The sequence below is a fragment of the Tenacibaculum sp. TC6 genome, assembly GCF_050606265.1.
In the GTDB taxonomy this organism is placed as follows: domain Bacteria; phylum Bacteroidota; class Bacteroidia; order Flavobacteriales; family Flavobacteriaceae; genus Polaribacter.
This window is the reverse complement of record NZ_JBOCUK010000012.1, coordinates 72,745-99,665: the sequence shown is the minus strand read 5'-3', so window position 1 is coordinate 99,665 and position 26,921 is coordinate 72,745. Positions and strand designations below refer to the sequence as shown.

Genomic DNA, 26,921 nt, shown 5'->3' with positions numbered 1-26,921 from the left:
AACAAACACATGTTTGTTGAGAGATTTTATATCTTTAATCATACTAAAAAACTGTAATGGTTTTTTAGGACGACACAGTTTTTCTACCTATATCATACCTAGTAATACCAGTTATTTTTTAGGGCTGCTATCTATTTCGTTTTAAAAGTTACTTTTTTAATTTTACTTAACCAACTTCATTAGAATATGACAGTTGCTTGTTTGATTAATTCCCCCCAGATTATATTTATATTACGGTATAAGTTTGTTTTGTAAAAGACAAACTTATACTCTATTTTCTTCTTATTTTCCAAAAAAGAAAACATTTGTCGATTTTGAAACAATAATATATGTGTTTTGAATATTGAAAGTCGGAAATGTAGCAAGCGAAAAAATACCTTCTATTTATTTTTATCACAGGTTAAGACAAACGATTATGTTTGACTAGTTTTCATTACAAACGTATCACGTGTTCACGTGATACGTTTTTTTGTTATTGGTATTTATTCAGGAATTCTCCTTTCATACAAAACGGTATCTCTCCAAACCCCATCTAATTGAGCTATTTTTTCACGGATTCCGATACGCCTAAATCCTTTTTTAATATGTAGATTAACACTAGCCGTGTTTTCCGGAAATAAACTTGAATACAAAGTCCAAATTCCATTTTCTTCAGAAGATTCAATAACAGCATTCATAAGCATACTTCCAATACCTTTTCCTACGGAATCTAATGCAATATAAATACTTACCTCAGCTACTCCTCTATATTCAAAACGCGCAGATACCGGAGCCAATGCACACCAGCCTAAAACTTTACCATTATCAACAGCCACCAATCTAGAGTGCGAGTGATGTGTAATATCCCACTCTTGCCAATCAGGAACTTGAGTTCTAAAAGTAGCATTCTTTGTTTGTATGCCTTCCTTAAATATTTCGGCTACTTCTTCCCAATGGTACTCGGTAAGTTGAGTTACAGTTATCATTACTCCTTATTAATTAACTTAAAATATTAAGTCCGATACTTTTTTTAAAACACACACTTGACTCTACATCTTTGTAAGGTTCGTAGTTAGGTATAATAGCATATTCATTTTTTCGATACAAGTTTACCGCAGGCTCCATTGTTTTACTTGTTTCTAAAATAATAGTTTCAAAACGTTCTTCTTTTGCCCATTTTTCCAGTTCTTTCAACACCAATGTACCTATGTTATTACCTCTGTATTTGGGTTTCACATACATTCGTTTTACTTCAACCGTTTCATCGGTTACTATTTTAAACGCTCCGCAACCCACAGCGATTTTATCTAAATAACAAATAACTACGTGTTGCAGTGTATCTATTGTATTGAATTGTTTAAAAAAAGCATCCTGATCTCCGTTAATTCCTGAAAGATAAGTATCTAGTTCTTCCACTAAACCAATAAAATTCTCATTATCAGAATTAGTTCTTGTAAGGGTTATTTTATCATTCATTATCTGGTAAATAAGAGTTCTCTATATTTAGTTAACGGCCATAAATTATCATCTACCAATAATTCTAACTTATCAGCGTGATAACGAATTTCTTCAAAATAAGGCTTTACCTTATTACAGTACGTTTCTGCATTTTTTTGCCCTTTTAGCTTATTGGCTTTTTTTCGCTCTTCCGTCATACGCTCTACTTTAGAGTTTATTTCTGCAATATGACTTGATATTTTTTTAATCAAATCTATTTGCTCTCCGGCATAGCTTTCGTAATGCTCTTCAAATATCTCTTTTAAACCTTTTACATTTTTTATTAAGGTATTTTGGTATTGAATTGCTATAGGAATAATATGATTTCTTGCCATGTCCGCCAAAACTCTACCTTCAATTTGAATGCGTTTTGCATATTCTTCCAATTCTATTTCATGTCTGGCTACTACTTCTACCCTGTTCATAACTCCCATCTCTTCAAAAAGAGCAATCGTTTTATCAGAAACTCTGGCTTTTAAAGCTTCCGGAGTGGTTTTATTATTACTCAGTCCGCGTTTTTTAGCTTCTTTTTCCCAAGCTTCTCCATAACCATCTCCTTCAAATCTAATTTTTTTAGAGGCTTTTATGTACTCTCTTAATACATTAAATACAGCCTCATCTTTTTTCAATTTTTTTTCTTCTACCAAAACATCTACTTCATTTTTAAAATCTTTCAACTGCTTGGCTATAATGGTGTTTAACACCGTCATTGGACCTGCACAGTTTGACCATGAGCCTACCGCACGTAATTCAAATTTATTTCCGGTAAAAGCAAAAGGTGACGTTCGGTTTCTATCCGTATTATCTAATAAGATTTCAGGGATCTTTCCTACAATATTTAATTTTAAATCTGTTTTTTCTTCCGGTGATAACTTCCCTTTGGTAACATTTTCTAATTCGTCTAACACCTCAGATAATTGCGACCCGATAAATACAGATATAATAGCCGGCGGCGCTTCATTAGCTCCTAATCTATGATCGTTACTGGCACTTGCCACAGAAGCTCTTATCAATTCTTCGTAATCACATACCGCTTTTATGGTATTTACAAAAAAGGTAAGAAACTGTAGGTTTTTCATTGGTGTTTTTCCTGGGCTTAATAAATTAACTCCTGTATTGGTTGATAAACTCCAGTTGTTATGTTTACCCGACCCATTTATTCCTGCAAAGGGTTTCTCATGAAAAAGCACTTTAAAATGATGACGCTGTGATACTTTTTCCATCACATCCATTAATAAAGAGTTATGATCTACCGCCAAATTAGCTTCTTCAAAAATAGGAGCTAATTCAAACTGATTAGGCGCCACTTCATTGTGTCTTGTTTTCACAGGTATTCCTAATAACATACACTCTTGTTCCAAATCTCTCATAAAATTCATAACTCTTGAGGGGATTGAACCAAAATAATGATCGTCTAATTGTTGCCCTTTAGCTGAAGAATGGCCTAAAAGCGTTCTTCCTGTCATCATAATATCAGGGCGAGTTGCCGCTAAGGCTTTATCTATTAAAAAATATTCTTGCTCCCACCCTAAGGTTGCATTGACTTTAGTTACGTTTTTATCAAAAAATTTACAAACCGCTGTTGCTGCTTCATCTACTGCCTGCAAAGCACGTAACAAAGGGGCTTTATTATCTAATGCCTCTCCGGTATACGCTACAAAAACAGTAGGAATACATAAAGTGGTACCATATATAAAAGCTGGTGATGTAGGATCCCAAGCAGTGTACCCTCTTGCTTCAAAGGTATTACGTATGCCTCCGTTAGGAAACGAAGAGGCATCCGGTTCTTGTTGTACCAATTGACTTCCGTCAAATCGTTCCATAGCCCCACCACCCTCAATGGTTTCAAAAAAAGCATCGTGTTTTTCTGCTGTAGCACCGGTTAAGGGCTGAAACCAATGTGTATAATGAGTAGCTCCTTTTGAAATAGCCCAATCTTTCATACTTACCGCTATCTGATCTGCTATTTTTCTATCTATTTTAGATCCGAATTCTATAGCATCTATCACACTTTGATAAGCTTCTTTGGTCATATGCTGTCGCATTGCTTTTTCATTAAAAACATTTTCAGCAAATAACTCAGATCTTTTTTTAGTTTCACTAATTAGTATTGAACTTCTGTTTAGGGTTTCCTGTAATGCATTAAATCGAATAGCAGACATAATATTATTTTTAAAGTGACTCAAAAATAACAATTAAAAACAATTACCCCTAAAAAAATAGGGGTAATATTAATTTTACATACATCTAATAAAAAAACACCCTTAAAAATTTGGGGGTAATTAAAAAAATAATCATTTTTGCATCGTAAACAACACAGCAACAATTATATTATTAAAAAAACATACATCATGACAAGATCAAAACTAGAGTACATTTGGTTAGATGGTTACTATCCAACACAAAACATGAGAAGTAAAACTAAAGTTGTTGAAGACTTTAGTGGTAAATTAGAAGACTGTCCTATTTGGTCTTTTGACGGTTCTTCTACTAAACAAGCAGAAGGAGGTAGCTCTGATTGTTTGTTAAAGCCTGTAGCTATTTACCCGGATCCTGCTCGTGAAAATGGTTTTTTAGTAATGACAGAAGTTTTAAATTCTGACGGTACTCCACACCCTACCAACGCTCGTGCAACTATTGATGATGATGATAACGATTTCTGGTTTGGTTTTGAGCAAGAGTATTTTATTATGGATACTCACACTCAACTTCCTTTAGGATTCCCTATTGGTGGATATCCTGGGCCTCAAGGTATGTACTACTGCTCTGTAGGTGGAAAAAACACACATGGTAGAGATTTTGTTGAAGAACATGCTGACTTATGTATTGCTGCCGGATTAACTTTTGAAGGTATTAACCAAGAGGTAGCTTGCGGACAATGGGAATTTCAATTATTTGCTAAAGGTGCTAAAAAAGCCGGTGATGAAATTTGGGTAGCTCGTTATTTACTTGACAGATTAACTGAAAAGTACGGGTATTACATTGAGTACCATCCAAAACCAATTAAAGGTGACTGGAATGGTTCAGGAATGCATGCTAACTTCTCTAATACTTTATTAAGAACTTGCGGTAGCAAAGAGACTTACGAAAAAGTTTGTGAAGCTTTCCGTCCGGTAACAAAAGAACACATTAATGTATATGGTGAGTATAACGATCAACGTTTAACAGGTAAACACGAAACGGCTTCTATCAACGATTTTAGCTATGGTGTTTCTGATCGTGGAGCATCAATCCGTATTCCAATTATTACAGTTGAAAAAGGCTGGAAAGGTTGGTTAGAAGATAGAAGACCTGCTTCTAATGCCGATCCTTATAAAGTTGCCGGAAGAATTGTTGAAACAGTTAAAAGCGCAAAGATTACAGCTTAATTATAAAGCTTCTTTAATCCCATAAAAAAACCGTCAATTGGCGGTTTTTTTATGTTTATAATATTTCTTTTTATTATGAAATGGTAAAGTACACAAAAACAGCATATGCTATTAATAACAGTACTCCATCTCTCCATCCTAAACGCAAACCTTTCGGTATAAAAACTAATGGTAAAACAGCAAATGAAATTGCTAGCATCCAATAAATATCTTTCTGTATTAAACTTAAAGCATCTGCCTTAACCTCGATAGGAGTAATCATAGCTGTAATACCTAAAACCGCTAAAATATTAAACACGTTAGAACCTATTAAGTTTCCTAAAGAAATGGCTTTTTCTTTTTTCAACACCGCTATTACTGACGCAGCTAATTCCGGTATACTGGTTCCTACAGAAACTACGGTTACTCCAATAACCGCATCACTCACCCCTAAGCTTTTGGCTAAAGTTACCGATCCGTTAATTAATAGCTCAGAACCTCCCCACAAACCTAATCCTCCAATAGCTAAAAACAACACTATTTTATATAAAGGCAACTCTTCATCATCTTCCGGCATTTCATCAACAACGGCTTGTTTTTGAAAACGTAAAAGGTAAATTAAAAAAGCTATCAGAGTTACAAAAAGTATCATTCCTTCATAGGTTTGTATGGTTTTATCATCTACGATAAAAAAATACAACATAATAGAAGCAATCATCATTACAGGCCAATCTGTTTTGTAAAAACTTTTTTGTACATCTATAGGTGATAGAATAATTGTTATAGCCAGTACTAAGGCCAAATTAGCAATATTAGACCCTATAACATTTCCTAAAGCTAATCCTGTAGCCCCGTCTAAGGCAGATTTAACACTCACTATTAACTCCGGTGCAGAAGTAGCAAAAGATACCACAGTCATCCCTATGACAATTTTAGGAATGTTCAATTTTAATGATAACCCTACCGCAGCTTTTAGCAACCAATTTCCTCCAAAAACTAATAATATTAAACCTATAATGATATATACAATACTCATGAATTATTTTTTTGCGAAGATAGGGTTTTAACCAGCAAAAATAAACTCAAAATTCAGACTCTTCTCTCCTCTAAAAAATGAAGCAATTTTTTCTTCACTCAAAATTGAACCTCGCTTTTTAGTCATTTAAAAAACAACATTTCCTTTACTTTAAAAAAGCAGTAAAAAAAACGCCTTTAATTCATTAACATTTAAAACAACAAACAACATTTACAATTAAAATTTAAAATTCAAAACAAGAAACATAAGTTTTAATTTAAAACACAAATAACTTTTTAAACTACATATTCCAATTCAAATTAATTAATTCTCTTTAAAACTTTTGGAAGGATAATTCACTTTGTTATATCTTCAAAAAACAATTCCGGAATTAACCCTTTTTTTATTAACAAAAACAACCAAAACTAATGATCACTATTACACTGAAAATAATTGTTCTTATTGTTCAATTTGCAGTATTTATTATTCAACATTTTATTTAATCAACTCTTAAAAATCACTATTACTTATGTTAACATTTATTGGAATTTTATTAATTATTATTGGAATAACAACGTTGGTTTTCAACTCTATTCTAAAAAACAACAAGTATTTAAAATGGTTTACTACTGCTCGTAGTATTCAGTTAACCTTTATCGGAATTATCATGAGCATTATAACCGGCATGTTTTTTTACGCAGAACCAGGTACTGCCTATGCTGTTCAATATCCGTGGGGAACTCAAAAAGCTGTTTTCAGACAGGGGATTAATACTAAAATGTGGGGACGTTTAATTCCTATCCAGTTTGAAATGCCTATTAAATATGTTATTCCTGATCCAAACGGAAATTTAGGCGATCAAAGTAAATATGCATACGTTGATAAAGCCAGACAGTGGGAATTTAACGATGCGGTAAAAGGAGAAATAGCGACTTCTATAGTAATTAGTATTGACATTACAGATGAGTCTCAGTTTTTATCTGTTGCCGACAGAAACAAGACTGAAAAGAACTTAATTCGTTCGCGTATTATTCCTAACATAGATCAATCTATAAAAAACACTTGTAAGCTAATGGCTGCTCAAGATTATATTTCAGGACAGGCGGCAGATTTTGACCGTTATTTTCAAGATCAGTTAGAAAACGGAATGTATGTGTTAGAGGAGTATTCAGATAATGAAAAGCCTGAAATTATTGGTGACAGTACCGTAGTAAGGACTGTTCCTAATAAAGAATCGCGTCAGAAAAGGTTTAGAATTAAAATACAAGATAATCAACCCGTTCGCGTGAGAGGAAATTCATTAAAGTCATACGGATTAACAGTAGTACAAGCGGTAGTAACTGAAATTGATTGGGAAGAAACTTTTGACAATCGTTTACAATTACAAAAAGAAGAAGTTGCTCAAACACAATTAGAGAAACAACAAGCTGAACGCGAATTTTACAGAGCTCAAAAAGAAAAGGCTAAAGGTGAAGCTGAAAAAGCTAAAGAACGTGCCCGATTAGAAAAAGCTCAAATTCAACAAACCATAGCTGCTGAAACAGAAGCAAAAGTTGCCGAGTTTAACTTAATAAAAGAGAAAAAGCAATATGAGGTTGAGCAGTTTAAAGCTAAAAGTAAAAAACTGGCTGCCGATGCACAAGCTTATGAAAACCAAAAATTAGTAAGTGCCGGTTTAACACCTCAAGAACGTGCCGAATGGGAATATAAATCCGCCGTGGGAGTTGCTAAAGAATTGAAAGATTTAAAACTACCTTCTACTTATATAGAAAGTGGTAAAAACGGAAATAGTGGGAATTTGCTAGAATCATTAATCGGAGCTGACTTAGCTAAGAAAATGATGGAAAAAGATAAATAAAAAGAAAAAGACAATCATTGACAGAGTGCATAAGAACACTCTGTCATTATTTTTTATCCATATTTTTCATTATTTTTGATTATCTATTAACTCAATAATGAAAAAATCTCTTTTTACACTACTGGCTAAGCTGAATAAGCTTATTTTACCTTCTTTTACGAAAAGGAAGTTAGATATTAGTAAAGCTTCGAAATTACAATTAGCTATTATTGGATGGAGAGCTTTTGTCACTATAAATTCATTAAAATAAAAAATTACATCGTATGGAAGGATATACCAAAGTATTTACAGGATCTGCAATTTTAGTAAACAGGTTAGCTTCTTTATTAGAAGAAGAAAATGCTCGTTTTATTATTAAAGATGAAAAAGAATCTGGCAGATTAGCAGGATTTGGAACTACAGGGGATGCTGTAGAACTTTTTGTTTTGACTACTGATTTAGAGGAATCTAAAAATATTATTGAAAATTTTAAAGAAGAAATTGAAAAATAATTTTTTATATCTAAAAAATAGTCATATATTTGCACCCGCAAAACAACGGCCTCGTAGCATAACTGAATAGTGCACTTGATTACGGCTCAAGAGGTTGCAGGTTTGAATCCTGCCGAGGTCACAAAAAGCTCTTAACTTAATTGTTAAGAGTTTTTTTTATGCTTTTTTTAAAAAAATAACCATATCAGAAGCAACCTTTTTATAGTTTTTGCATCTAAGGAATAACTAACCGTTTTAAAAATTAAAAAGTTTAGTTTAATTAAATGTTTGAAATTGGGAGCTTACCCCAAATAAGCTCCTTTTTTTATGCCCTTTTTTAAACAAAAAACCCCTTCAAAATTGCGTTTGAAGAGGTTGGCTATTTAAATAAAAATTAAACTAAAAAATTTCTTTGGCTATTGCTTTTACATTACTTGATTTACCCATTGAATAATAATGCACCACCGGTACTCCGGCTTTAACCAGCTCTTTACTTTGTTGAATTGCCCAATCTATTCCAACCTGTCTTACTTCCTTGCTATCTTTACAAGCTTCAACAGCTTCAACTAATTCCTGAGGTAAATCTAAACGAAAGATTTGTGGTAAAATTTGTAGATGACGTTTTACAGCTAATGGTTTAATCCCCGGAATAATAGGTACGTTTATACCTGCTTCTTTCGCTCTCTTTACAAAGTCAAAATACTTGTTATTATCAAAAAACATTTGTGTTACTACATAATCTGCTCCGGCATCAACTTTTTCTTTTAAACGCTTTAAATCACTTTCTAAACTTGGCGATTCTAAGTGTTTTTCAGGATAGCCGGCTACTCCGATACAAAAATCAGATTTGTGCGGGGTTTCAATAATTTCGTGCAGATACTTTCCTTTGTTTAAATCGCTAATTTGTTTTACCAAATCTGACGCATAATGGTTACCTCCATCAGATGCTTTAAAGTATTGTTGATCTTTTCTTGCATCTCCTCTTAAAGCCATTACGTTATCTATTCCTAAATAATGACAATCAACCAACACATATTCTGTTTCTTCTTTGGTAAATCCTCCACACAATACATGAGGAATTGCATCTACATTATATTTATATTTTAACGAGGCACAAATTCCAACTGTACCCGGGCGCATACGGGTTACTTTCTTTTCTAACAATCCGTTTTGTTTAGGAATATATACATACTCTTCTCTGGAAGTAGTTACATCTATAAACGGAGGCTTAAACTCCATTAACGGATCTATATTATTATAAAGCTCTTGTATGTTTTGTCCTTTTTGAGGAGGTACTATTTCAAATGAAAATAAGGTTTTCCCTTTGGCCTTTTTTATGTGTTCTGTTACTTTCATATGGTTGCTCTATCTAAAGAGTTATTCATTTAGTAGTTTGTTTTTAATTGTCTCAAAGTCTTCTTTATACTCCCAGTAAATCCATCTTCCATCAACATAATCGGTTAAAATGTATTTTTCACTAACAGATTTAATTCTAGAGATGGCTACCAGCTTTTTTGAAAAATTTTCTATCGTTACCTCTTCAATAACTTCTTCATTATTTTGGCTGTACCCATGTACTATTTTATGACTTCCCAGGGTTAATTCTATAAATTCGATTTTTCTCATAATTTTAGTTATCCGATATGGCCGGATGCAACCATTTTCTTGCTTTTTCTAGTGTAATATTTTTTCTTGCAGCAAAATCTCTAACCTGGTCATCTGTTATTTTACCTAAACCAAAATATTTGGCCTCTTCATTAGCAAAATAATATCCTGAAACAGCTGCTGCAGGCCACATGGCTAGGCTTTCGGTTAAGGTTACTCCTATATTTTCTTCTACCTGTAACAAGCTCCAAATGGTTTCTTTTTCAAGATGATCCGGGCAAGCAGGATATCCCGGTGCCGGACGGATTCCTTTATAAACTTCTTTTATCAGCTCATCATTACTCAAGCTTTCTTCAGATGCATAACCCCAATGTTTAGTTCTTACTCTATGATGTAAATACTCTGCAAAGGCTTCTGCAAAACGGTCGGCAATTGCCTGTACCATAATGGCATTATAATCGTCGTGGACTTCTTTATATTTCGTAGCCAGTTCATCTGCTCCGAAAATAGCCGTACAAAAGGCTCCTACGTAATCTTGTTTTCCGCTTGCTTTCGGGGCAATAAAATCGGCCAACGCAAAACTGGGTTTATTATCTCTCTTTTTTAATTGTTGACGTAGGGTTCTAAACACAGCTACTTCATTACCTTTCTTTTGCACAGATATATCATCATCGTTAATCGTGTTTGCTTCAAACAAGCCAAAAATTGCTTTGGGTTTTAACGCTTGCTTTTCTATAATTTGTTGCAACATTTTTTGTGCATCTTCATATAAAGTAGAGGCTTCTTTTCCTACCAGTTCATCTTCTAATATATCCGGGAATTTTCCATGTAAATCCCACGAACGGAAAAAAGGACTCCAATCAAAAAACGGCACTAATTCTTTTAAGCTGATTTGTTCCAGTTTTTGTACACCCAATTCTTTTGGCTTATAAATTTTTGAGGTATTCCAATCTATGGTAAACTTTCGCTCTCTGGCCTCCTCTATGGTTATGTAATGCTTTTCCTTACCTCGTTTTAAAAACTTAGTTCTAAACTCTTCATAATCTTTTTTTAGTTTAGCTACATACTCGTTTTTAGTGTTTTTATTAAGTAAGTCTCCTACTACCGTTACTGCTCTTGAGGCATCGTTAACATGTACAACCGCACTTTTGTATTGTGTGTCTATTTTAACTGCCGTATGTGCTTTAGAAGTGGTTGCCCCTCCAATAAGTAATGGAATATTAAAATTCTGACGTTCCATTTCTTTGGCTAAATACACCATTTCATCTAACGAAGGCGTTATAAGACCACTTAATCCTATAGCATCTACATTTTCTTTTTTGGCTGTTTCTATAATTTTTTCCGGAGGTACCATCACTCCTAAATCTACAATTTCATAATTGTTACAGCCCAATACTACAGATACAATGTTTTTACCAATATCATGTACATCACCTTTTACGGTAGCCATTAATATTTTTCCTAGTGCTTTTTGCTCTTCGCTTTTTTCTGCTTCAATAAACGGATTCAAATAAGCCACTGCTTTTTTCATGACTCTGGCAGATTTTACTACCTGAGGTAAAAACATTTTTCCTTCACCAAATAAATCTCCTACCACATTCATTCCCGCCATTAAATGACCTTCAATTACATGTAGCGGTTTTTCAACACTTAATCGGGCTTCTTCAGCATCTTCTTCTATAAACGCGTCAATTCCTTTTACTAAAGCGTGTGTAATACGTTCTTGTAACGGCAGTGTTCTCCATTCTAAAACCGTAGTATCGTCTTCTTTTTGTTTTCCTTTTACAGTTTCAGCAAATTCTAATAAGCGCTCAGTGGCATCATCTCTTCTGTCTAAAACAACATCTTCAATATGTTCTAGTAAATCCTTCGGAATGTCATCATATACTTCTAACATGGTCGGATTCACAATTCCCATATTCATTCCTGCTTTAATCGCATAATATAAAAACACCGAGTGCATGGCTTCACGTACTACGTTGTTTCCTCTAAAAGAAAATGATACATTACTCACTCCTCCACTTACGCTTACATGCGGTAAATTTTCACGTACCCAACGAGTAGCTTCTATAAAATCTAACGCATTTTTTCTATGTTCTTCCATACCGGTTGCCACCGGAAAGATGTTTAAATCGAAAATGATATCTTCTGCCGGAAAACCGACAACCTCGGTTAGTATTTTATACGAACGCTCCGCAATTTCAATCCTACGTTCATAAGTATCTGCTTGCCCTACCTCGTCAAAAGCCATTACTATTACTGCTGCACCGTATCGTTTAATCTGCGTAGCTTCCCATATAAATTTTTCTTCTCCTTCTTTTAAAGAAATAGAGTTTACTACCGATTTTCCTTGTACTACTTGCAGTCCTGCTTCTATGATTTCCCATTTAGAACTGTCAATCATAATAGGCACTCTGGCAATATCCGGTTCGGAAGCTATTAAGTTTAAAAAGCGTACCATGGCTTCTTTCCCATCAATCAACCCATCATCCATATTAATATCGATAATTTGTGCACCTCCATCTACCTGATGACGTGCAATAGCCAAGGCTTCATCAAACCTTTCTTCTTTTATTAATCGAAGAAATTTACGTGATCCTGCAACATTGGTTCGTTCTCCTACATTAATAAAGTTACTTTCGGGTGTAATAATTAACGGTTCTAAACCGGATAACTTCATATACTTTTTAGTAGGTTGTAGGTTATTCGTTGTTGGTTGTTGGTTTATTTTTTCAATCATAACTTTTTGTAGTAGTTAATAAAACCGTTTACTATTTTTTTGCAAGATGTTACTTTATCAAGAATACTTTCTAGGTCTTCATTTTTAAGATACCCTAAATCAAAAGATACATATAATTGGGTTTCTACTTCTTGTAATGAACCCTTTGCTATATATAAAAAGTGAATGGTTTCTTTATTAGATTGTCTTCCTATACCTTCTGCAATGTTTGAAGGAATAGATACAACACTTCTTCGGATTTGATTTGTTAAGCCATACATTTCTTCTTTTGGAAACGATTGTGTTAATAAATAAACAAGTTTCACCAATTCTCTTGTGTATTTCCAAACATCCAACTCTGTATAATTCATACTCTTCATTTTTATTTCTTCAAAATTCTAATCAACTAAAAACTAACAACCATCAACCACCATAATTACGTGGTTTGTATTTCGCTGCTACCTCTGCTATTGCTTTAATATGGGCAGGTGTGGTACCGCAGCAACCTCCTATAATATTGATTAAATTCTTCTTTAAATATTCTTCTATCTGATTAGCAGTTTCTTGAGGGGTTTCATCATATTCTCCAAAAGCATTAGGTAAACCTGCATTAGGATGTGCAGAAATAGCAAAGGGAGTTTTAGAAGCGATCGCTTCTAAATGTGGTTGCAATAGGTTAGCTCCTAAAGCACAGTTAAACCCTACCGATAATAACGGAATGTGTGATACTGAGATTAAAAAAGCTTCAGCTGTTTGTCCTGATAGCGTTCTACCGGAAGCATCTGTAATGGTTCCGGAAACCATTACCGGAATTTCTTTATTTCTTTCTGCTTTTACCTCTTCTATGGCAAACAATGCTGCTTTGGCATTTAGGGTATCAAAAATAGTTTCTACTAATAAAAGATCGGCTCCGCCATCTAACAATGCCTCTACTTGTTGCTTATACGCCACTCGTAATTCATCAAATGTTACGGCTCTGTAACCGGGATCATTTACATCAGGCGACATACTGGCGGTTCTGTTGGTTGGTCCTATAGAACCGGCAACAAAACGAGGCTTGTGAGGTTCTTTTGCCGTAAACTCATCTGCTACTTCTTTGGCTATTTTAGCCGACTCATAATTGAGCTCATATACCAAATTTTCCATTTGATAATCGGCCATAGCAATCGTAGTTCCTGAAAAGGTATTGGTTTCTACAATATCGGCTCCGGCAGTAAAGTATTTTCTATGAACTTCTTTTACTGCTTCGGGTTGCGTAATTGATAATAAATCATTATTTCCTTTTAACGGTGTGGGATATTCTTTAAAACGTTCTCCTCGAAAATCTTCTTCCGAAAATTTATATTGCTGAAGCATCGTACCCATAGCACCGTCAAGTACTAATATGCGTTTTTGTATTTCGTTATGTATGTTTGACATTCCTGATATTTTAATACCTATTGTTATCAGGAAAAGAGGAAGTAAATTTCTTTTCGTTATCTCTCCGCTATTTGCAGTAGAATTTAGCACCTTCTTTGTTTGCACAAAGGGTTGCTAAGGTTTCAAAGGGTCTATTCCCTCCACCTTTCTTGATAACAACATTTTAAGTTAATGAACTTTCGTGCAAAGAAACAAATTATTTTTTATTTAGCGTTGTTTTTTTATGGGTATTTACAAAGTGTACTAAGAGTTATGTATTCTTTGCAATCAGAATTGTTTTATTACTAGTCCTAAAACCCTAAATTATCACGAACCAGCTCTTGGTCTTAACGGACTTTCCATTTAAAACTAAGTTCTTTATTTTTTTAATACAAAACATCTGTTTATTGTAATCTGAATCTAAGTACTAACAATGAAAAAAATAGTTACTCTTCTAGTAGCTTATTCCTATTTTTTACAACATGATGTAACATTTTTTTTAAAATCCGTCATATATAAAGTTAAACAATATTCCTTTTTTATTATAACTAACTTAAAACTAATCAACAATCATGAAAAAAGCATTAAGAATCATCTCTCTATCTTCTGGTTTACTATTTATTTTTTTATGGGCTATTAGTAAGTTTAATTTTTTAGCTGAGTATAACTCAGCTAGTTTAAGAAGTGTTCTTGTTATTATATCTTTACTACTCCATTTAATTTATTCTCAAATGGAAATAAAAAAATTAAAATCAAATAATACAAAAGTCGATATTTAAAAAATTGAAAAAACAATTGTATTTTTTATACGTATAGACTTTAATCAGGCAATTATTTACTCTAAACCCTTATTAATAGACTACTATTTACGCCTTAATATTAACGGAACGCGCTGGGATATCAAAATCCCGCGCCGTGATGTTAAAGGAGTGTGCCGGGATATCAAAGTCCTATGCCGTGATGTTAAAGGAGCGTGCCGGGATATCAAAGTCCTATGCCGTGGTGTTAAAGGAGCATGCCGGGATAGCAAAGTCCTGCGCCGTGGTGTTAAAGGAGCGTGCCGGGATAGCAAAGTCCTGCGCCGTGGTATTAAAGGAGCGTGCCGGGATATCAAAGTCCTGCGCCGCGATGTTAAAGGAGCATGCCGGGATATCAAAGTCCGAATTTAAATATCTTATTTTATGGGATTCCGTAAGAAAAATAAATGAGTATTCGTTAAATTAGTTGGCTGTATAAACAAATATAAAATATAACAATAACACTACTAAAAGGGTGGTATAACGATGTATTTTGTATGTATATAAATAAGTTGTATGTCATTTGAGAAAAAACAAGTGAACTATCAAGAAATACATACCAAAGAATTTATTTCCAACTTCATAAAAAGTTTTTGGGAGTTTGAGACTTGTGAAAAGGAATGCGACTTTGAAATACTTCCTGATGGATTTTTCGACCTGATTTTTGAAATCAAAAATGGGCAAATAATAAAAGTATCGCTGACAGGAGTTTGGACAAAACAAATCAAAATTTCCATACCAGAGAACACCAAACTGATTGGCGTTCGTTTCAAACTGATTTCTGCCGAGTATGTTTTTAAACAGTCAATCAAAGAACTCAAAAACACAAAAACAGAACTGCCATTAACGACTTTGGGCTTCCAAAGTTTTGACCTTTACAATTTTGAGAAATTTACGGATTCGATAACCAAGAAACTGCAATACGGACTCGAAAACCTAAAAGAAATTGACAATAGAAAATTTGAGCTATTCAAGATTCTTTATGAGCAAAAGGGCAAAATTTCAGTCCAAGAAATTTCAGAAAGGATTTTTTGGAGCAGTCGGCAAATCAACAGGTACTTTAACAGTCGTTTCGGTTTTTCGCTCAAAACATTCTGCAATATATTAAAATGCCATTCTTCGCTAAAACACATTGCAAACGGCAAACTTTTTCCCGAAAACGATTATTACGACCAAGCCCATTTTATCAAGCAGGTAAAGCAAATAACAGGTTCGACACCAACAAATCTGTACTTGAACAAAAACGACCGATTTTTACAATTGACAACCATTGAAGCGACTTAAATTTACTTCATAAATAAAATCAATAAAATGAAAGTAAACAAATTAACACCAAACTTTGAGGTCAAGAACATTAGAAAAACAGTAGAATTTTATCAATCCTTTTTAGGGTTTTCTCTTGTAATGGTTGTTTCCGAAACACAAGACGGAATAGAACAATCATTTGCTGATGACAAAGAATATGTCTATGCTTTAGTAAACAAAGACAATGTTGAAATGATGTTTCAAAGAACAGAAAGTTTCAAAAGAGATGTAGTTTTTGCAAAGGAACTTCCATTATCGGCCAGTGTTTCGTTTTATATGGAAGTTGACGGAATTGACGGTTTTTACGAGCAAATTAAGAACAAAGGCTTGAACCCTACCGAACTAAAAACAGCTTGGTACGGAATGCGTGAATTTTACCTAAAGGACAATAACGGCTACATACTTGGGTTCGCAGAAAAAAAAGATGAATAAAAACGGTATACAACAAAGAACTGAGGTAAAAAACAAGTAAATTTTATACTTTTTTAAACCAAAGTACTTTTATAATTTGCATCATAAGGCAAACCTCTTTTTACTATTGCAAAGGCTTGTTTTAGTAGCTTATTACACACCGCTATTAAGGCAAGTTTTTTACTCTTATCCTTAGCTACAATTCGGTCATAAAGCTCTCTACATGTTTTGTTGTATTTACAAGCATTAAAACTACACATAAACAATAAATTTCTAAGCTTTGGATTCCCCTTTTTACTTATTCGAGGTCTTTCTTTTATACTGCTGCCTGATTCTCTAATAGTAGGAGTTATACCTGCGTAACTACACAACTCCTTTGCTGAAGTAAAGCACTTAAACCCATCGGTAAAAACTAATAACATTAATGCTGTTTTACCCCCTATTCCTGGGATAGACTTTAATAAAGTCACTTCTTCTTGATAGCTCTTTTTTACATTCTCTAACAACAAATCTTCTAATTCAACCATCTCTTTTTGTATATTTCTTAGTTGTCTTTTTAACGTATAGAGGCAGGACAACAACCCAAAGGGTATACTGCCAAAGCTATGTCAATTACTAATATGTGTTTTTATATTTCGTTATGTATGTTTGACATTCCTGATATTTTAACACCTACTGTTATTAGGAAAAGAAGAAGAAAATTTCTTTTCGTTACCTCTCCGCTATTTGCAGTAGAATTTATTACTTTCATTTTTTGCACAAAGGGTTACTAAGGTTTCAAAAGGTCTATTTTCTCCACCTTTCTTGATAAAACATTTTAAGTTAATGAACTTTCTGCAAAAATTACTCAAAAGCTTACCATTCTATAGACAGGCATGACTTCCAGAAGCCAGAAAGCTTCTGACAGCGTCAGCAAGGCTATTCAATAAAATATGGCAATTTTAAGGGATATACATCAATTACAAGTTATAACTTATAATGTCTTATTTTATAGGATTTCGTAATAAAAATAAATGAGTATTTATTAAATTAGCAAACATAGAATGCAATTATAATTATACTAACAATGATTGTATAATTATGTATTACAAATGTATACACAAACACGTTAGATCTAATTAAAAAAAACAAAATGAACAAAGAATTTTTCTTAAGGGAATTTATGGATGAAATTTGGAATAAAAAGAATTTTGAAAAGATTGAAAAATATGTCCATAATGAGTATACAATACATCTTGACCCAGATGACCCTTGGGAAGGAAGAACACTATCCAATTCCGAATTTAAGAATCGTATGGAATTAGGATCTTTCAAGCCTTTTCCTGACATGAATTTTGAAATAACTTCAGCTATTGAAGTTAGAGATTATGTGGCTGTAACTTGGAATTTAACTGGTACAAATCTTGGGAAACTTGGAGAATTCCCTCCAACTATAAAAACCATTAACACAAAAGGAATGACCATTTATCACTTCAAGGACAATTTAATAAATGGTCATACTCAAATTTTCGACAAAAAAACAGTTATGAAGCAATTAGGTTTTATATAAATGAAGACAAAAACAACGAACAAAAATATGGTTGTAGAATTTACAAAAGAGTTATACAATAGAGATTTAAATAAATTAAAAAAGGAAAAAGAATGCCCCAACATTGGGGCTAATTAAAAATTCAATAAAAAACTCAATAAAAAATCTATGTCTTCATATTATTTATTGGCAATCTGAAAAACTATATCGGAAATGAGTGGATCTAAATTGAAAGTGTTAGGCAAAGAAGTTTAAAATTTTCTAGCTAATCTTATCGACAGAATAGAATTATGCAAAAAGGTTAAAAGACAATTTAAAATAAATCCCCTAAAAACAAACGTACTCTATTGCGTACATTAAAAAACAACAGAAAATATTGTATAAGTGTAATAAAGGAGAAAATGACAAGTTTAAATAAGAGACTAATTCCCCAATTAATCATACTTACAAATGGCAATGAAAAATATCAATCAGTATTTTATATTAAAAGATAAAAGGAAATTAGGTTTTGCAGAATATGGTGAAATTGATGGTTTCCCTATTATTTATTATCATGGATCACAAAGTTCCAGACTTGAAATGCATTATGATCTTTCATTTGTATCAGATAATAATTTAAGGATAATTTCTATCGACCGCCCTGGCCACGGAATTTCAGATTTTAACCAAAGTGGTACCATATTAAGTTTTGCCGAAGATGTAAAAGAGTTAATAGAACATTTAGGAATTAATATATTTTCTGTAGCTGGAATGTCAGCAGGGGCTCCTTTTGTATTAGGGCTAACCTATTTGTTTCCTGAAAATATTTATAAAGTTTCAATAATTAGTGGTTTTGCCCCTTTTAATAAAAAAAGTAAACAATACTTATCTAAAAAAGTTAAAATAATACTGAGTTTAGCAAAGTCATTTCCTTTTTTATTAAAAATCATATTAAGACTTCAAGCTAAACAAATAGTAAGTAATCCCAAAAAAACGCTACGAAATTTTTTAAAAATTATGAGTGAACCTGACCAAGAAGTCTTAAAAAATGATTTGGTCATGAAAGTTATTGAAAGTATGTTTAAAGAAGCATTTAAAAATGGAAGCAAAGGTGTAGCTTATGAAATTTCTAATTTACTGGTAAACAGTTGGGGATTTGAATTAAGCAATATTAAAGTTCCAGTTACATTCTGGCATGGTGAAAAAGACTATAACGTTCCTTTTGAATGGGCTGAATTAATGACTAGTGAAATTAATCAAGCACACTTAAATAAGTATAGTGAAGAAGGACATTTGATAATATTCAAACATGCTAGAGAAATCTTTACAAATTTAAGATAAATATTACCAAACAATATATAAAAATAGTAATCTGAATATCTGTAAAATTAAAAATTCTAGTCCTTTTAATTATCTTGCTACTTGAATAAAAAAAGTACTATGCAATCAACAAATTAACCTCCATTTTTATAATTACCCTTAGCTATGATTTTAACTAATTAATAGATAACATATAATTTTTGAACATATAAAATATCCTGCCCCACCTCTTTTATAATCTTTTGAAATTAACAAATTTGTGCGATTTAAATGCTTTTTATTCTCTGTAATTGAATTTTCTATATCAATTAGATATCGTAATTATACAAGTCTGATGACAGATACCTGTCTCCTCTATCACAAACAATAGCTACAATAACTCCTTTATCTATTTTTTTAGCTACCTCTAAGGCTATATGTAAAGCTCCACCGCTACTCATTCCTGCCATAATTCCTTCTTCTCTGGCTAATCTACGTGTCATTTCCGTAGCTTCTTCCTCACTAACCTCTAGTATTTCATCTACTTTATTTCTATCAAAAATTTTAGGTAAATATTCCGGTGACCATCTTCTAATTCCCGGAATGCTTGAACCTTCTTTTGGTTGTGCTCCCACAATTTGAACCGCCGGATTTTTTTCTTTTAAATAGGAAGAGACTCCCATAATGGTTCCGGTAGTTCCCATGGCCGATACAAAGTGAGTAACTTCTCCTTCTGTATCTTCCCAAATTTCCGGTCCTGTTGTTTTGTAGTGCGCTTTCCAGTTATCGTTATTTTCAAACTGGTTTAGCATAAAATAACCTTCTTTATATCGTAATGCCAATGCTTTATCTCTTGAACCTTCAATTCCGTCTTTAGCCGGTGTTAAAATAACTTCTGCTCCGTACGACTTCATTGTTTTTACACGTTCTTCCGTAGCATTTTCCGGCATTACCAACACCATATTAACTCCTAAAACTTTAGCCATTAAGGCTAAGGCTATTCCTGTGTTTCCACTGGTTGCTTCTACCAACGTATCTCCTTTTCTAATATTTTTTCGTCGGATGGCTTCAGCAATCATATTGTATGCCGCCCTATCTTTTACACTTCCGCCAGGATTATTTCCTTCTAGCTTTAATAGTATTTTTACGCCTTCTTTATTAATAAGTGATGATATTTCAACTAAAGGAGTATTTCCAATACTATCTGTAATCGTTTTAGTTTTCATGGTTGGTTGGGTTGTCTTTAATTAAAAAATCATTTTACAAATGATTTTCTGGTTGTAATTTTATTTTCTGATTCATACGTAACAATAGAACCTTCCGGTACTGATTCTGTTACACATACATTGGCTCCTATAATACTATCACTTCCAATGGTTACCTCTCCTCCTAATATAGTTGCATTGGCGTAAATGGTTACATTGCTTTCTATAGTAGGATGTCTTTTGGTTGAAGCTAGTTCTTTTTTAACCTGAATTCCTCCTAAGGTTACTCCTTGGTATATTTTTACGTTGTTTTTTATCACCGTAGTTTCTCCTATTACAATTCCTGTTGCATGATCTATAAAAAATGAATCTCCAATAGTAGCCCCCGGGTGTATATCTGTTCCGGTTAATCCGTGTGCATATTCACTCATCATTCTAGGCAAAATAGGAAGTTTCATTTTATAGAGTTCATGACTTAATCTGTACACTGCAATGGCATGAAAACCGGGATATGCCAAGTAAACTTCTCCTAAGCTTTTACAGGCCGGATCTGTTTTTTCAAATGCTCGGGCATCTAAATCTAACTTTTCTCGTATTTCACAAAAAGATTGTTGGTACTCTGCCCATACTTCTCGTGTTTTTTCAATCCCTAAACCGTTTAAAATTTTTACAAACTTTTCTTTTAAATGATTTGCTTTTTCTTGGCATACATCATTAAACAATGCATAAAATAATTGTTTGGTAAAAATTTCTACATCATCTTTTAATGATAAATCGTATTGTTTAAATTGCATCTTTACAGGTCCTTTTTTTGCAAATGTAATTAACTTTCAGGTGCTAATTCAATTTCTAATCCTTCTAATTCAGGTGTTATTTGAATTTGACATCCTAATCGGCTATTGTTTTCTACGTGAAAAGCTTCTGCTAACATAGCATCTTCATCGTCTGTTATCTCAGGTAATTTATGTTCAGATTTCACATAACATTGACACGATGCACACATTGCCATACCTCCGCAAATTCCAATAGTACCTTCAGGAGCTAACTCATAAGAACGCACTAGCTCCATTAAATTCATTGCCATATCTGTCGGTGCTAATACCTCGTGCATTACACCTTCTCTATCTGTTATTTTTATATTTATGTCCATAAATGGATTTTAGGAGTTAGATTATAGTTATTAGGATTTAGAGACCAGGACTAAAACTTTAGGAATTAGGTATTGGGTGTTTATGATATTTCATAGATTTTTATTAGCCCAATAATAATCAATATGCAACTTCATTTGATTGTGAAATTAATCTTTTTTGAAATTTCTTATCCCCCTATACGCTAATTCCTATTTTACTAAAAACTTTCCCCTTGTTTTATTCAATTGCTTTTACTACTGCTTTTGGTGCTTCTTTTTTGGTTCCGTCAAAACCTTCTACACCTCCTACTGTTGTGTATTTCATTACATATTTCTTGTCCGGATGAATGCGCTGATAAGCACTTTGACACATTAAAGTTGCTTCATGAAAACCACATAAAATCAGTTTTAGTTTACCCGGATACGTATTTACGTCACCAATAGCATAGATTCCCGGAACATTCGTTTGGTAATCTAAAGCATTGTTTACTTTAATGGCATTTTTTTCAATCTCTAAGCCCCAATCGGCAATCGGCCCTAATTTTGGCGCCAATCCGAATAACGGTATAAAATGATCTGTATCTAAAATAAACGGTTCTTTTCCTTCTTGTTCAACCACTACTCCTGTTACATGGTTATCGCCTAAAATTCCTTTCACCTCAGCCGGGGTAATTAAGTTTATTTTTCCAAGGTTTTTTAATTCTTGTACTTTTTCAACTGAATCTAAGGCTCCTCTAAACTCGTTTCTTCTATGAATTAAGGTTACCGATTTAGCGATATCTGTTAAAAAGATAGACCAATCTAAAGCAGAATCTCCTCCTCCGGCAATTACCACCTCTTTATCTCTATATAGTTCCGGCTCTTTAATCATGTACTCTACCCCTTTATCTTCAAACTTTGTTATGTTATCTATTAGCGGTTTACGTGGCTCAAAGCTTCCTAATCCACCGGCAATAGCTACCACCGGTGCTTTATGTTTAGTACCTTTATTAGTTGTTACAATAAAGGTTCCGTCTTCTTGTTTTTCTATTGTATCGGCACGTTCTCCTAAGGTAAATCCCGGTTCAAATTGTTTAATTTGTTCCATCAATTTTTTGGTTAAATCTCCTGCTAAAATTTCCGGATATGCCGGTATATCATAAATAGGTTTTTTAGGATAAATTTCTGAACACTGTCCACCCGGTTGTGGTAAAGCGTCTATTAAATGACAACGTAATTTTAATAATCCTGCTTCAAAAACCGTAAATAATCCTGTAGGTCCTGCTCCAATAATTAATATGTCTGTTTGTATCATTTTTTATTATTTAACTAAACTTTCTGTTAGTTTATTTAGTGTTTGTACTTTTTTTTCAAAGTTTCCTTTGATTGTTTTTCTATAGTTGTTTAAATTTTCGACTAAATGGTTTATATCTTCCGGTATAACTTCTTCAAAAAATTGTCGTAACCTTTTAGCGGTGGTTGGTGATTTCCCGTTGGTTGAAATTGCTACTTTTACATGTCCTTTGGTAACAATGCCTCCCATATAAAAATCACAATACGGCGGATTATCTGCTACGTTTACCAGTATGTTTCGCTCTCTACAATCTTTATACACTTCCATATTCGTTTCCGGCTGGTCTGTAGTTGCTATTACGATATGTTTTCCTTGTAAATAAGTAGCGCTGTACCTTTCTTCAACTAACGTTACTTTGGCTTTAGCTGCTACTTCAAGGGTTCCTTTTTTAAATAACGGAGAAACCATGGTTACCTTAGCATCCGGGCTTGACTTTAGTAAAAATGTTAATTTCTCTTCTGCCACATACCCTCCTCCAACAATTAAAACTTCCAGTTCTTTTGTTTTAAGGAAAATCGGGTATAAATTATTTCTATCTTCACTCATCATCCTTTTATTTCTTTATTTTTCTTAAAAAATCTTGTGAACTTTCTATTGGTAGGATAACATCTGCTTGGCGTCATATTATTAAATAAGAGTGCTACTACAAATAGTATTAAAGTTCCTGTTAATACCGGAGATAACACATACATATACCCCAGCGATTTTATTTTTTCTGTTCCTATAATGGCTATTAACGCTGTTGCTCCTCCCGGCGGGTGAAGTGTTTTGGTATATTGCATCACAACTATTGAACATGCAACTGCCAATGGCGCTGCTATCCAAATAATATGTGGTATTAAATGGTAAACTGTTACGCCAATGATAGCAGATAGTACATGACCTCCTATTAGGTTTCTGGGTTGTGCCAACGGGCTTTGAATGGCTCCATAAATTAACACACATGAGGCTCCGAAAGAACCTATCAAGAAAATATTTTCGAGATCTGGTAAATAGTGTGATTGTATAAATGCTATGATTTCGATACCAAAAAAGGCACCAATGAACGACCAAAAACTTTCTCTATAATCAAGTAGTGTTTCTTTATAAAGAACATATTTAGTTATTCTAATACTCCTTTGTATTTTTTGTTTTACCATCACAGAAAATAGTTACTTTTTAAGCTGGTGCTTTTTCTTTTAAAGCTACCTGTTGTTGTAATTCTGTTAATTGTTTTCTGTGATGCACCACACTTCCTAACACTATAATGGCCGGGTTACTCAATTGAGTATTTTCAACTACTTTTTCAATTGTATCAACCGTTCCTATTCCTATTTTTTCTTGTGGTGTTGTTCCATTCTGAATAATAGCTACCGGTACATCTGCCTTGCCTTCTTTCTTAAAAAGGGCTACAATTTCAGCCAGTTTTCCCATTCCCATTAACACAACTACCGTTGCGTTTGATTTTGCTGCTAAAGCAACATCGCTTGATAATTCGTGTTGTTTTGTGGTTCCTGTAATTACCCAAAAGCTTTCTGAACTTCCTCTTTTGGTTAAGGGTATATTCTGATAAGCCGGCACAGCTAATGAAGAAGATATTCCGGGTACAACTGCTACTTCCATTCCGTATTCAGCGGCATATTCCATTTCTTCTGCTCCTCTTCCAAAAATAAACGGATCTCCTCCTTTTAATCGCACTACATGACCGTGGGTAAATCCTCTAGCTACAATTAGTTCATTAATTTGCTCTTGTTGATAACGGTAACAACCTTTACGTTTGCCTACAAAAATTAATTCTGCCTTTGGATTTACATATCCTAAAAGATCAGGATTTACTAAAGCATCGTATAAAACAACATCTGCTTGTTTTAATGTTTTTATGGCTTTCAACGTGATTAACTCTGCATCACCCGGTCCTGCTCCTACTACTGTTAATTTAGGTTGTTTGTTCATTTTTTTTGTTTTTAACTTTCTACTACTAATTTTCTATAGGCATCTATAGTAGCATAAAATGCTTTTGCTTCTTGTAAGTATTTCTTAGCAAAACTTTCTGTTGGTTCTTCTTTGTTTATTTGATAAACCAATTCTGAAAATGTTGTTGGCAATACTATTTTATTAGTGGCTACAAATACTTCATCAAAACTGGTGATGATTCCTGCTTGTGTATTTGTTTTAGCGCCTTCTGAGGTTAATAATGCTTTTGCCGTGTTTATTATGGCTGCGTATGAGTGATAAATACTATCTGCCCATTGTTGCTCGTTGAAAGCTTCTTTAGCATTCTCTAACTTTTCTTCACTTTCAAATAAAAGCGTTGCCACTAAATCTATAACTACTCCGGCACATTCACCTACTCCAATAGCTTTTACATAGTTTTTATCATGTCCCCAATCAATAAAATCGTCTTCTGTTAAATTGGTAGTATCTGATAGTTCTTTTAAAAGCTCATAGAAATAGTTTTTGCCTTGTTTATCGTAATAACTTAAAAAATCTTCGTTTGCTTGTTTATTAGCTTCAAAATCATTTAACAAAATTCTTAATGATTCCGGTCCTCTTTTACTTGGTATTTTTATTAATTTGTCAGAAAAACGTCCTTGTCCATCTCCTAAAACTCCTCCTCCGATTAATACTTGTAATGCCGGTGCCAATAATTTTCCTACGTTAATTGACATTCCTTGGAATCCAATATGAGCCATATTGTGTTGCCCACAAGCATTCATACATCCACTAATTTTAATGGTAATATCTTTATTGTTTACGTACTTAGGATATTCTTCTTTTAATACTCGTTCTAACTCTACTGCAATTCCTGTACTACTTGCTATTCCTAAATTACAGGTATCCGTTCCGGGACATGCTGTAATGTCTAAAAGAGAATTATAACCTGCTTCTGCAAAACCTAACTTGCTTAATTCTGTATAGAAAAAAGGTAAAAACTCTTCTCTCACGTGACGAATTAAAATATTCTGACGCAGGGTAAAACGTAACTCATTAGCCGCATATTTTTTAATTAAATCTGCTAATAAACGGGCTTTATCTGTATAAAAATCTCCTAAATGTACTTTGATTCCTATAGCGTATAATCCTTGTTGTTTTTGTTGGATTACATTTGTTTCTCTCCAATGCTGATAGGCTTCTTCATCTTCAATATTTACCACCGGTGCCTCTGAGGTTTCATACGTAATTTCTTGCTCAAACTGAGTTGTATTAATTGGATATGATTGATATGCTAATGCTTTTTTTTCTGCTTCAACCAGTTCTAAAAATCCATCAAGGCCTAAATCTTTTACCAAAAATTTCAAACGTGCTTTGGCTCTTTTAACACGCTCTCCATAACGATCAAAAACACGTAATACACCTTCAATAGTTGGTATTAATAAATGAGTTTCTAAAAATTCATACATTACATCTGCCTGACGTGGTTGCGACCCTAAACCTCCGGCAAGTAATACTTTGAATCCTTTAATTTCTTTACCCTCAATTGTTTTTGTTTTGGCAATAAAACCTAAATCATGCATAAAGCTTAAAGCTGTATCTTCTTCTGTAGATGAAAATGACATTTTGAATTTTCTTCCCATTTCTTGACATACCGGATTACGTAAGAAAAATTCAAACGTAGCGTGTGCATAAGGGGTAACATCAAATGGTTCTTTAGGATCAATTCCGGCAGTTTCAGAAGCTGTTACATTACGTACGGCATTTCCACAGGCTTCTCTTAAAGTAATATCATCTTTCTCTAATTGCGCCCATAGTTCAGGTGTTCTGTCTAAACTAACATAGTGAATTTGAATATCCTGACGTGTTGTAATGTGTAAACGTCCGCGTGAATATTCATCAGAAACATCTGCTATTCTGTGCAACTGTTCACTACTTACCTTTCCGTAAGGTAATTTGATACGAATCATTTGTACTCCTAGTTGACGTTGTCCGTATATTCCTCTTGCTAAACGTAAACTTCTAAAACGTTCTTCATCTATTTGCCCTTCTTTGAACAAACGGATTTTACGTTCTAACTCTATGATGTCTTTTTCTACAACAGGGTTTTCTATTTCTGATCTAAAACTTTGCATG

At 33.5% G+C, this 26,921-nt stretch carries 27 protein-coding genes, 1 tRNA gene, 1 pseudogene and 1 riboswitch; of the genes and pseudogenes, 11 read left to right on the top strand and 18 right to left on the bottom strand.

The window, feature by feature from the left end; genetic code table 11:
• Positions 1-482 precede the first annotated feature (482 nt).
• The 3 genes from ACQY1Q_RS08940 to ACQY1Q_RS08930 are packed head-to-tail and all read right to left on the bottom strand — an operon-like array spanning position 483 to position 3,638.
• Entirely contained in the window at positions 483-965 is a 483-nt protein-coding gene (locus ACQY1Q_RS08940; protein ID WP_431004962.1) for a GNAT family N-acetyltransferase, read from the bottom strand.
• Between the two features lie 13 nt (positions 966-978).
• Positions 979-1,455 carry a GNAT family N-acetyltransferase gene (locus tag ACQY1Q_RS08935; protein WP_431004961.1) on the bottom strand — a complete coding sequence of 159 codons (477 nt, stop codon included), beginning with the start codon at positions 1,453-1,455 and terminating at the stop codon, positions 979-981.
• Entirely contained in the window at positions 1,455-3,638 is a 2,184-nt protein-coding gene (locus ACQY1Q_RS08930) for a glutamine synthetase III (protein ID WP_431004960.1), read from the bottom strand. Before ACQY1Q_RS08930 ends, ACQY1Q_RS08935 begins: the two co-directional genes overlap by 1 nt.
• Before the next feature lie 189 nt (positions 3,639-3,827).
• Between ACQY1Q_RS08930 and ACQY1Q_RS08925 the strand changes: the two genes are divergently transcribed.
• Positions 3,828-4,844, top strand: coding sequence for a glutamine synthetase beta-grasp domain-containing protein (locus ACQY1Q_RS08925; protein ID WP_431004959.1), 1,017 nt, complete (start codon positions 3,828-3,830; stop codon positions 4,842-4,844).
• A 73-nt stretch (positions 4,845-4,917) separates the two neighbouring features.
• On the opposite strand, the gene ACQY1Q_RS08920 is transcribed toward ACQY1Q_RS08925, so the two are convergent.
• Positions 4,918-5,859 carry a calcium/sodium antiporter gene (locus ACQY1Q_RS08920; protein ID WP_431004958.1) on the bottom strand — a complete coding sequence of 314 codons (942 nt, stop codon included), beginning with the start codon at positions 5,857-5,859 and terminating at the stop codon, positions 4,918-4,920.
• 508 nt (positions 5,860-6,367) lie between these two features.
• On the opposite strand from ACQY1Q_RS08920, the gene ACQY1Q_RS08915 reads away from it, so the two are divergent.
• The 4 genes from ACQY1Q_RS08915 (at position 6,368) to ACQY1Q_RS08900 (ending at position 8,308) form a co-directional block, all read left to right on the top strand.
• On the top strand, positions 6,368-7,696 hold the full coding sequence (locus ACQY1Q_RS08915; RefSeq protein ID WP_431004957.1) for a hypothetical protein: 1,329 nt from the start codon (positions 6,368-6,370) through the stop codon (positions 7,694-7,696).
• A 97-nt stretch (positions 7,697-7,793) separates the two neighbouring features.
• On the top strand, positions 7,794-7,946 hold the full coding sequence (locus ACQY1Q_RS08910; protein ID WP_431004956.1) for an SsrA-binding protein: 153 nt from the start codon (positions 7,794-7,796) through the stop codon (positions 7,944-7,946).
• Between the two features lie 13 nt (positions 7,947-7,959).
• Entirely contained in the window at positions 7,960-8,187 is a 228-nt protein-coding gene (locus ACQY1Q_RS08905) for a putative signal transducing protein (protein ID WP_431004955.1), read from the top strand.
• A gap of 47 nt (positions 8,188-8,234) precedes the next feature.
• Positions 8,235-8,308 (top strand) — tRNA-Arg (locus ACQY1Q_RS08900).
• Between the two features lie 257 nt (positions 8,309-8,565).
• On the opposite strand, the gene metF is transcribed toward ACQY1Q_RS08900, so the two are convergent.
• From metF to ACQY1Q_RS08875, 5 genes are read right to left on the bottom strand one after another with little or no spacing between them, the layout of a single operon-like run.
• Positions 8,566-9,522, bottom strand: coding sequence for a methylenetetrahydrofolate reductase [NAD(P)H] (metF, locus tag ACQY1Q_RS08895; RefSeq protein WP_431004954.1), 957 nt, complete (start codon positions 9,520-9,522; stop codon positions 8,566-8,568).
• Between the two features lie 21 nt (positions 9,523-9,543).
• Positions 9,544-9,792, bottom strand: a complete 249-nt coding sequence (locus tag ACQY1Q_RS08890) for a hypothetical protein (protein ID WP_431004953.1) — start codon at positions 9,790-9,792, stop codon at positions 9,544-9,546.
• A 4-nt stretch (positions 9,793-9,796) separates the two neighbouring features.
• Positions 9,797-12,511, bottom strand: coding sequence for a methionine synthase (metH, locus tag ACQY1Q_RS08885; RefSeq protein ID WP_431004952.1), 2,715 nt, complete (start codon positions 12,509-12,511; stop codon positions 9,797-9,799).
• Entirely contained in the window at positions 12,508-12,861 is a 354-nt protein-coding gene (locus ACQY1Q_RS08880) for a four helix bundle protein (RefSeq protein ID WP_431004951.1), read from the bottom strand. The genes metH and ACQY1Q_RS08880 overlap by 4 nt, the downstream gene beginning before the upstream one ends.
• A 52-nt stretch (positions 12,862-12,913) precedes the next feature.
• Complete coding sequence (locus ACQY1Q_RS08875; protein ID WP_431004950.1) at positions 12,914-13,909, bottom strand: homocysteine S-methyltransferase family protein; 996 nt, start codon at positions 13,907-13,909, stop codon at positions 12,914-12,916.
• 53 nt (positions 13,910-13,962) lie between these two features.
• A riboswitch (SAM riboswitch) is annotated at positions 13,963-14,068 on the bottom strand.
• Between the two features lie 392 nt (positions 14,069-14,460).
• Here ACQY1Q_RS08875 and ACQY1Q_RS08870 point away from each other — a divergent pair.
• The 4 genes from ACQY1Q_RS08870 (at position 14,461) to ACQY1Q_RS08855 (ending at position 16,422) form a co-directional block, all read left to right on the top strand.
• Positions 14,461-14,667, top strand: a complete 207-nt coding sequence (locus ACQY1Q_RS08870) for a hypothetical protein (RefSeq protein WP_431004949.1) — start codon at positions 14,461-14,463, stop codon at positions 14,665-14,667.
• A gap of 136 nt (positions 14,668-14,803) precedes the next feature.
• Positions 14,804-15,112, top strand: a complete 309-nt coding sequence (locus ACQY1Q_RS08865; RefSeq protein WP_431004948.1) for a hypothetical protein — start codon at positions 14,804-14,806, stop codon at positions 15,110-15,112.
• 89 nt (positions 15,113-15,201) lie between these two features.
• Complete coding sequence (locus tag ACQY1Q_RS08860) at positions 15,202-15,969, top strand: DUF6597 domain-containing transcriptional factor (protein WP_431004947.1); 768 nt, start codon at positions 15,202-15,204, stop codon at positions 15,967-15,969.
• Between the two features lie 27 nt (positions 15,970-15,996).
• Positions 15,997-16,422: a VOC family protein gene (locus tag ACQY1Q_RS08855; protein WP_431004946.1), complete on the top strand. Its 426-nt coding sequence runs from the start codon at positions 15,997-15,999 to the stop codon at positions 16,420-16,422.
• 53 nt (positions 16,423-16,475) lie between these two features.
• Here the strand turns inward: ACQY1Q_RS08855 and ACQY1Q_RS08850 are convergent.
• Positions 16,476-16,964: pseudogene (locus ACQY1Q_RS08850) on the bottom strand (IS110 family transposase); the annotation flags it as partial.
• Positions 16,965-17,533: 569 nt separating this feature from the next.
• Here ACQY1Q_RS08850 and ACQY1Q_RS08845 point away from each other — a divergent pair.
• The gene (locus ACQY1Q_RS08845; RefSeq protein ID WP_431004945.1) at positions 17,534-17,950 is read left to right on the top strand and encodes an ester cyclase; all 417 of its coding nucleotides are present in this window, start codon (positions 17,534-17,536) and stop codon (positions 17,948-17,950) included.
• Between the two features lie 429 nt (positions 17,951-18,379).
• Positions 18,380-19,249 carry an alpha/beta fold hydrolase gene (locus ACQY1Q_RS08840; protein ID WP_431004944.1) on the top strand — a complete coding sequence of 290 codons (870 nt, stop codon included), beginning with the start codon at positions 18,380-18,382 and terminating at the stop codon, positions 19,247-19,249.
• 287 nt (positions 19,250-19,536) lie between these two features.
• Here ACQY1Q_RS08840 and cysM read toward each other — a convergent pair whose 3' ends face one another.
• From cysM to ACQY1Q_RS08800, 8 genes are all read right to left on the bottom strand, one after another.
• The gene (gene cysM, locus ACQY1Q_RS08835) at positions 19,537-20,433 is read right to left on the bottom strand and encodes a cysteine synthase CysM (protein WP_431004943.1); all 897 of its coding nucleotides are present in this window, start codon (positions 20,431-20,433) and stop codon (positions 19,537-19,539) included.
• A gap of 29 nt (positions 20,434-20,462) precedes the next feature.
• Positions 20,463-21,206, bottom strand: coding sequence for a serine O-acetyltransferase EpsC (gene epsC / locus ACQY1Q_RS08830; protein WP_431004942.1), 744 nt, complete (start codon positions 21,204-21,206; stop codon positions 20,463-20,465).
• A 29-nt stretch (positions 21,207-21,235) separates the two neighbouring features.
• A complete protein-coding gene (locus ACQY1Q_RS08825) occupies positions 21,236-21,562 on the bottom strand; it encodes a 2Fe-2S iron-sulfur cluster-binding protein (protein ID WP_431004941.1) in 327 nt (108 codons plus the stop codon).
• 217 nt (positions 21,563-21,779) lie between these two features.
• Positions 21,780-22,835, bottom strand: a complete 1,056-nt coding sequence (locus ACQY1Q_RS08820) for an NAD(P)/FAD-dependent oxidoreductase (RefSeq protein ID WP_431004940.1) — start codon at positions 22,833-22,835, stop codon at positions 21,780-21,782.
• Positions 22,836-22,841: 6 nt separating this feature from the next.
• A complete protein-coding gene (locus ACQY1Q_RS08815) occupies positions 22,842-23,420 on the bottom strand; it encodes a precorrin-2 dehydrogenase/sirohydrochlorin ferrochelatase family protein (protein ID WP_431004939.1) in 579 nt (192 codons plus the stop codon).
• Positions 23,420-24,013 (bottom strand): HPP family protein, encoded by a 594-nt coding sequence (locus ACQY1Q_RS08810; RefSeq protein WP_431004938.1) that lies wholly within the window; start codon positions 24,011-24,013, stop codon positions 23,420-23,422. Before ACQY1Q_RS08810 ends, ACQY1Q_RS08815 begins: the two co-directional genes overlap by 1 nt.
• A gap of 19 nt (positions 24,014-24,032) precedes the next feature.
• On the bottom strand, positions 24,033-24,806 hold the full coding sequence (gene cobA, locus ACQY1Q_RS08805; protein WP_431004937.1) for a uroporphyrinogen-III C-methyltransferase: 774 nt from the start codon (positions 24,804-24,806) through the stop codon (positions 24,033-24,035).
• A gap of 11 nt (positions 24,807-24,817) precedes the next feature.
• Positions 24,818-26,920, bottom strand: coding sequence for a HEPN domain-containing protein (locus tag ACQY1Q_RS08800; RefSeq protein WP_431004936.1), 2,103 nt, complete (start codon positions 26,918-26,920; stop codon positions 24,818-24,820).
• Position 26,921 lies beyond the last annotated feature (1 nt).

Bases quoted from the DNA above. Each gene is read 5' to 3' on its own strand.
- ACQY1Q_RS08845 (WP_431004945.1), top strand. From the start codon at position 17,534: ATGAACAAAGAATTTTTCTTAAGGGAATTTATGGATGAAATTTGGAAT.
- ACQY1Q_RS08810 (WP_431004938.1), bottom strand. From the start codon at position 24,013: ATGGTAAAACAAAAAATACAAAGGAGTATTAGAATAACTAAATATGTT.
- ACQY1Q_RS08920 (WP_431004958.1), bottom strand. From the start codon at position 5,859: ATGAGTATTGTATATATCATTATAGGTTTAATATTATTAGTTTTTGGA.
- cobA (WP_431004937.1), bottom strand. From the start codon at position 24,806: ATGAACAAACAACCTAAATTAACAGTAGTAGGAGCAGGACCGGGTGAT.
- metF (WP_431004954.1), bottom strand. From the start codon at position 9,522: ATGAAAGTAACAGAACACATAAAAAAGGCCAAAGGGAAAACCTTATTT.
- ACQY1Q_RS08940 (WP_431004962.1), bottom strand. From the start codon at position 965: ATGATAACTGTAACTCAACTTACCGAGTACCATTGGGAAGAAGTAGCC.
- ACQY1Q_RS08925 (WP_431004959.1), top strand. From the start codon at position 3,828: ATGACAAGATCAAAACTAGAGTACATTTGGTTAGATGGTTACTATCCA.
- ACQY1Q_RS08880 (WP_431004951.1), bottom strand. From the start codon at position 12,861: ATGAATTATACAGAGTTGGATGTTTGGAAATACACAAGAGAATTGGTG.
- ACQY1Q_RS08840 (WP_431004944.1), top strand. From the start codon at position 18,380: ATGGCAATGAAAAATATCAATCAGTATTTTATATTAAAAGATAAAAGG.
- epsC (WP_431004942.1), bottom strand. From the start codon at position 21,206: ATGCAATTTAAACAATACGATTTATCATTAAAAGATGATGTAGAAATT.
- ACQY1Q_RS08825 (WP_431004941.1), bottom strand. From the start codon at position 21,562: ATGGACATAAATATAAAAATAACAGATAGAGAAGGTGTAATGCACGAG.
- ACQY1Q_RS08855 (WP_431004946.1), top strand. From the start codon at position 15,997: ATGAAAGTAAACAAATTAACACCAAACTTTGAGGTCAAGAACATTAGA.
- ACQY1Q_RS08800 (WP_431004936.1), bottom strand. From the start codon at position 26,920: ATGCAAAGTTTTAGATCAGAAATAGAAAACCCTGTTGTAGAAAAAGAC.
- ACQY1Q_RS08860 (WP_431004947.1), top strand. From the start codon at position 15,202: ATGTCATTTGAGAAAAAACAAGTGAACTATCAAGAAATACATACCAAA.
- ACQY1Q_RS08870 (WP_431004949.1), top strand. From the start codon at position 14,461: ATGAAAAAAGCATTAAGAATCATCTCTCTATCTTCTGGTTTACTATTT.
- ACQY1Q_RS08820 (WP_431004940.1), bottom strand. From the start codon at position 22,835: ATGATACAAACAGACATATTAATTATTGGAGCAGGACCTACAGGATTA.
- ACQY1Q_RS08935 (WP_431004961.1), bottom strand. From the start codon at position 1,455: ATGAATGATAAAATAACCCTTACAAGAACTAATTCTGATAATGAGAAT.
- ACQY1Q_RS08915 (WP_431004957.1), top strand. From the start codon at position 6,368: ATGTTAACATTTATTGGAATTTTATTAATTATTATTGGAATAACAACG.
- metH (WP_431004952.1), bottom strand. From the start codon at position 12,511: ATGATTGAAAAAATAAACCAACAACCAACAACGAATAACCTACAACCT.
- ACQY1Q_RS08875 (WP_431004950.1), bottom strand. From the start codon at position 13,909: ATGTCAAACATACATAACGAAATACAAAAACGCATATTAGTACTTGAC.
- ACQY1Q_RS08890 (WP_431004953.1), bottom strand. From the start codon at position 9,792: ATGAGAAAAATCGAATTTATAGAATTAACCCTGGGAAGTCATAAAATA.
- ACQY1Q_RS08815 (WP_431004939.1), bottom strand. From the start codon at position 23,420: ATGAGTGAAGATAGAAATAATTTATACCCGATTTTCCTTAAAACAAAA.
- ACQY1Q_RS08905 (WP_431004955.1), top strand. From the start codon at position 7,960: ATGGAAGGATATACCAAAGTATTTACAGGATCTGCAATTTTAGTAAAC.
- ACQY1Q_RS08930 (WP_431004960.1), bottom strand. From the start codon at position 3,638: ATGTCTGCTATTCGATTTAATGCATTACAGGAAACCCTAAACAGAAGT.
- ACQY1Q_RS08910 (WP_431004956.1), top strand. From the start codon at position 7,794: ATGAAAAAATCTCTTTTTACACTACTGGCTAAGCTGAATAAGCTTATT.
- cysM (WP_431004943.1), bottom strand. From the start codon at position 20,433: ATGAAAACTAAAACGATTACAGATAGTATTGGAAATACTCCTTTAGTT.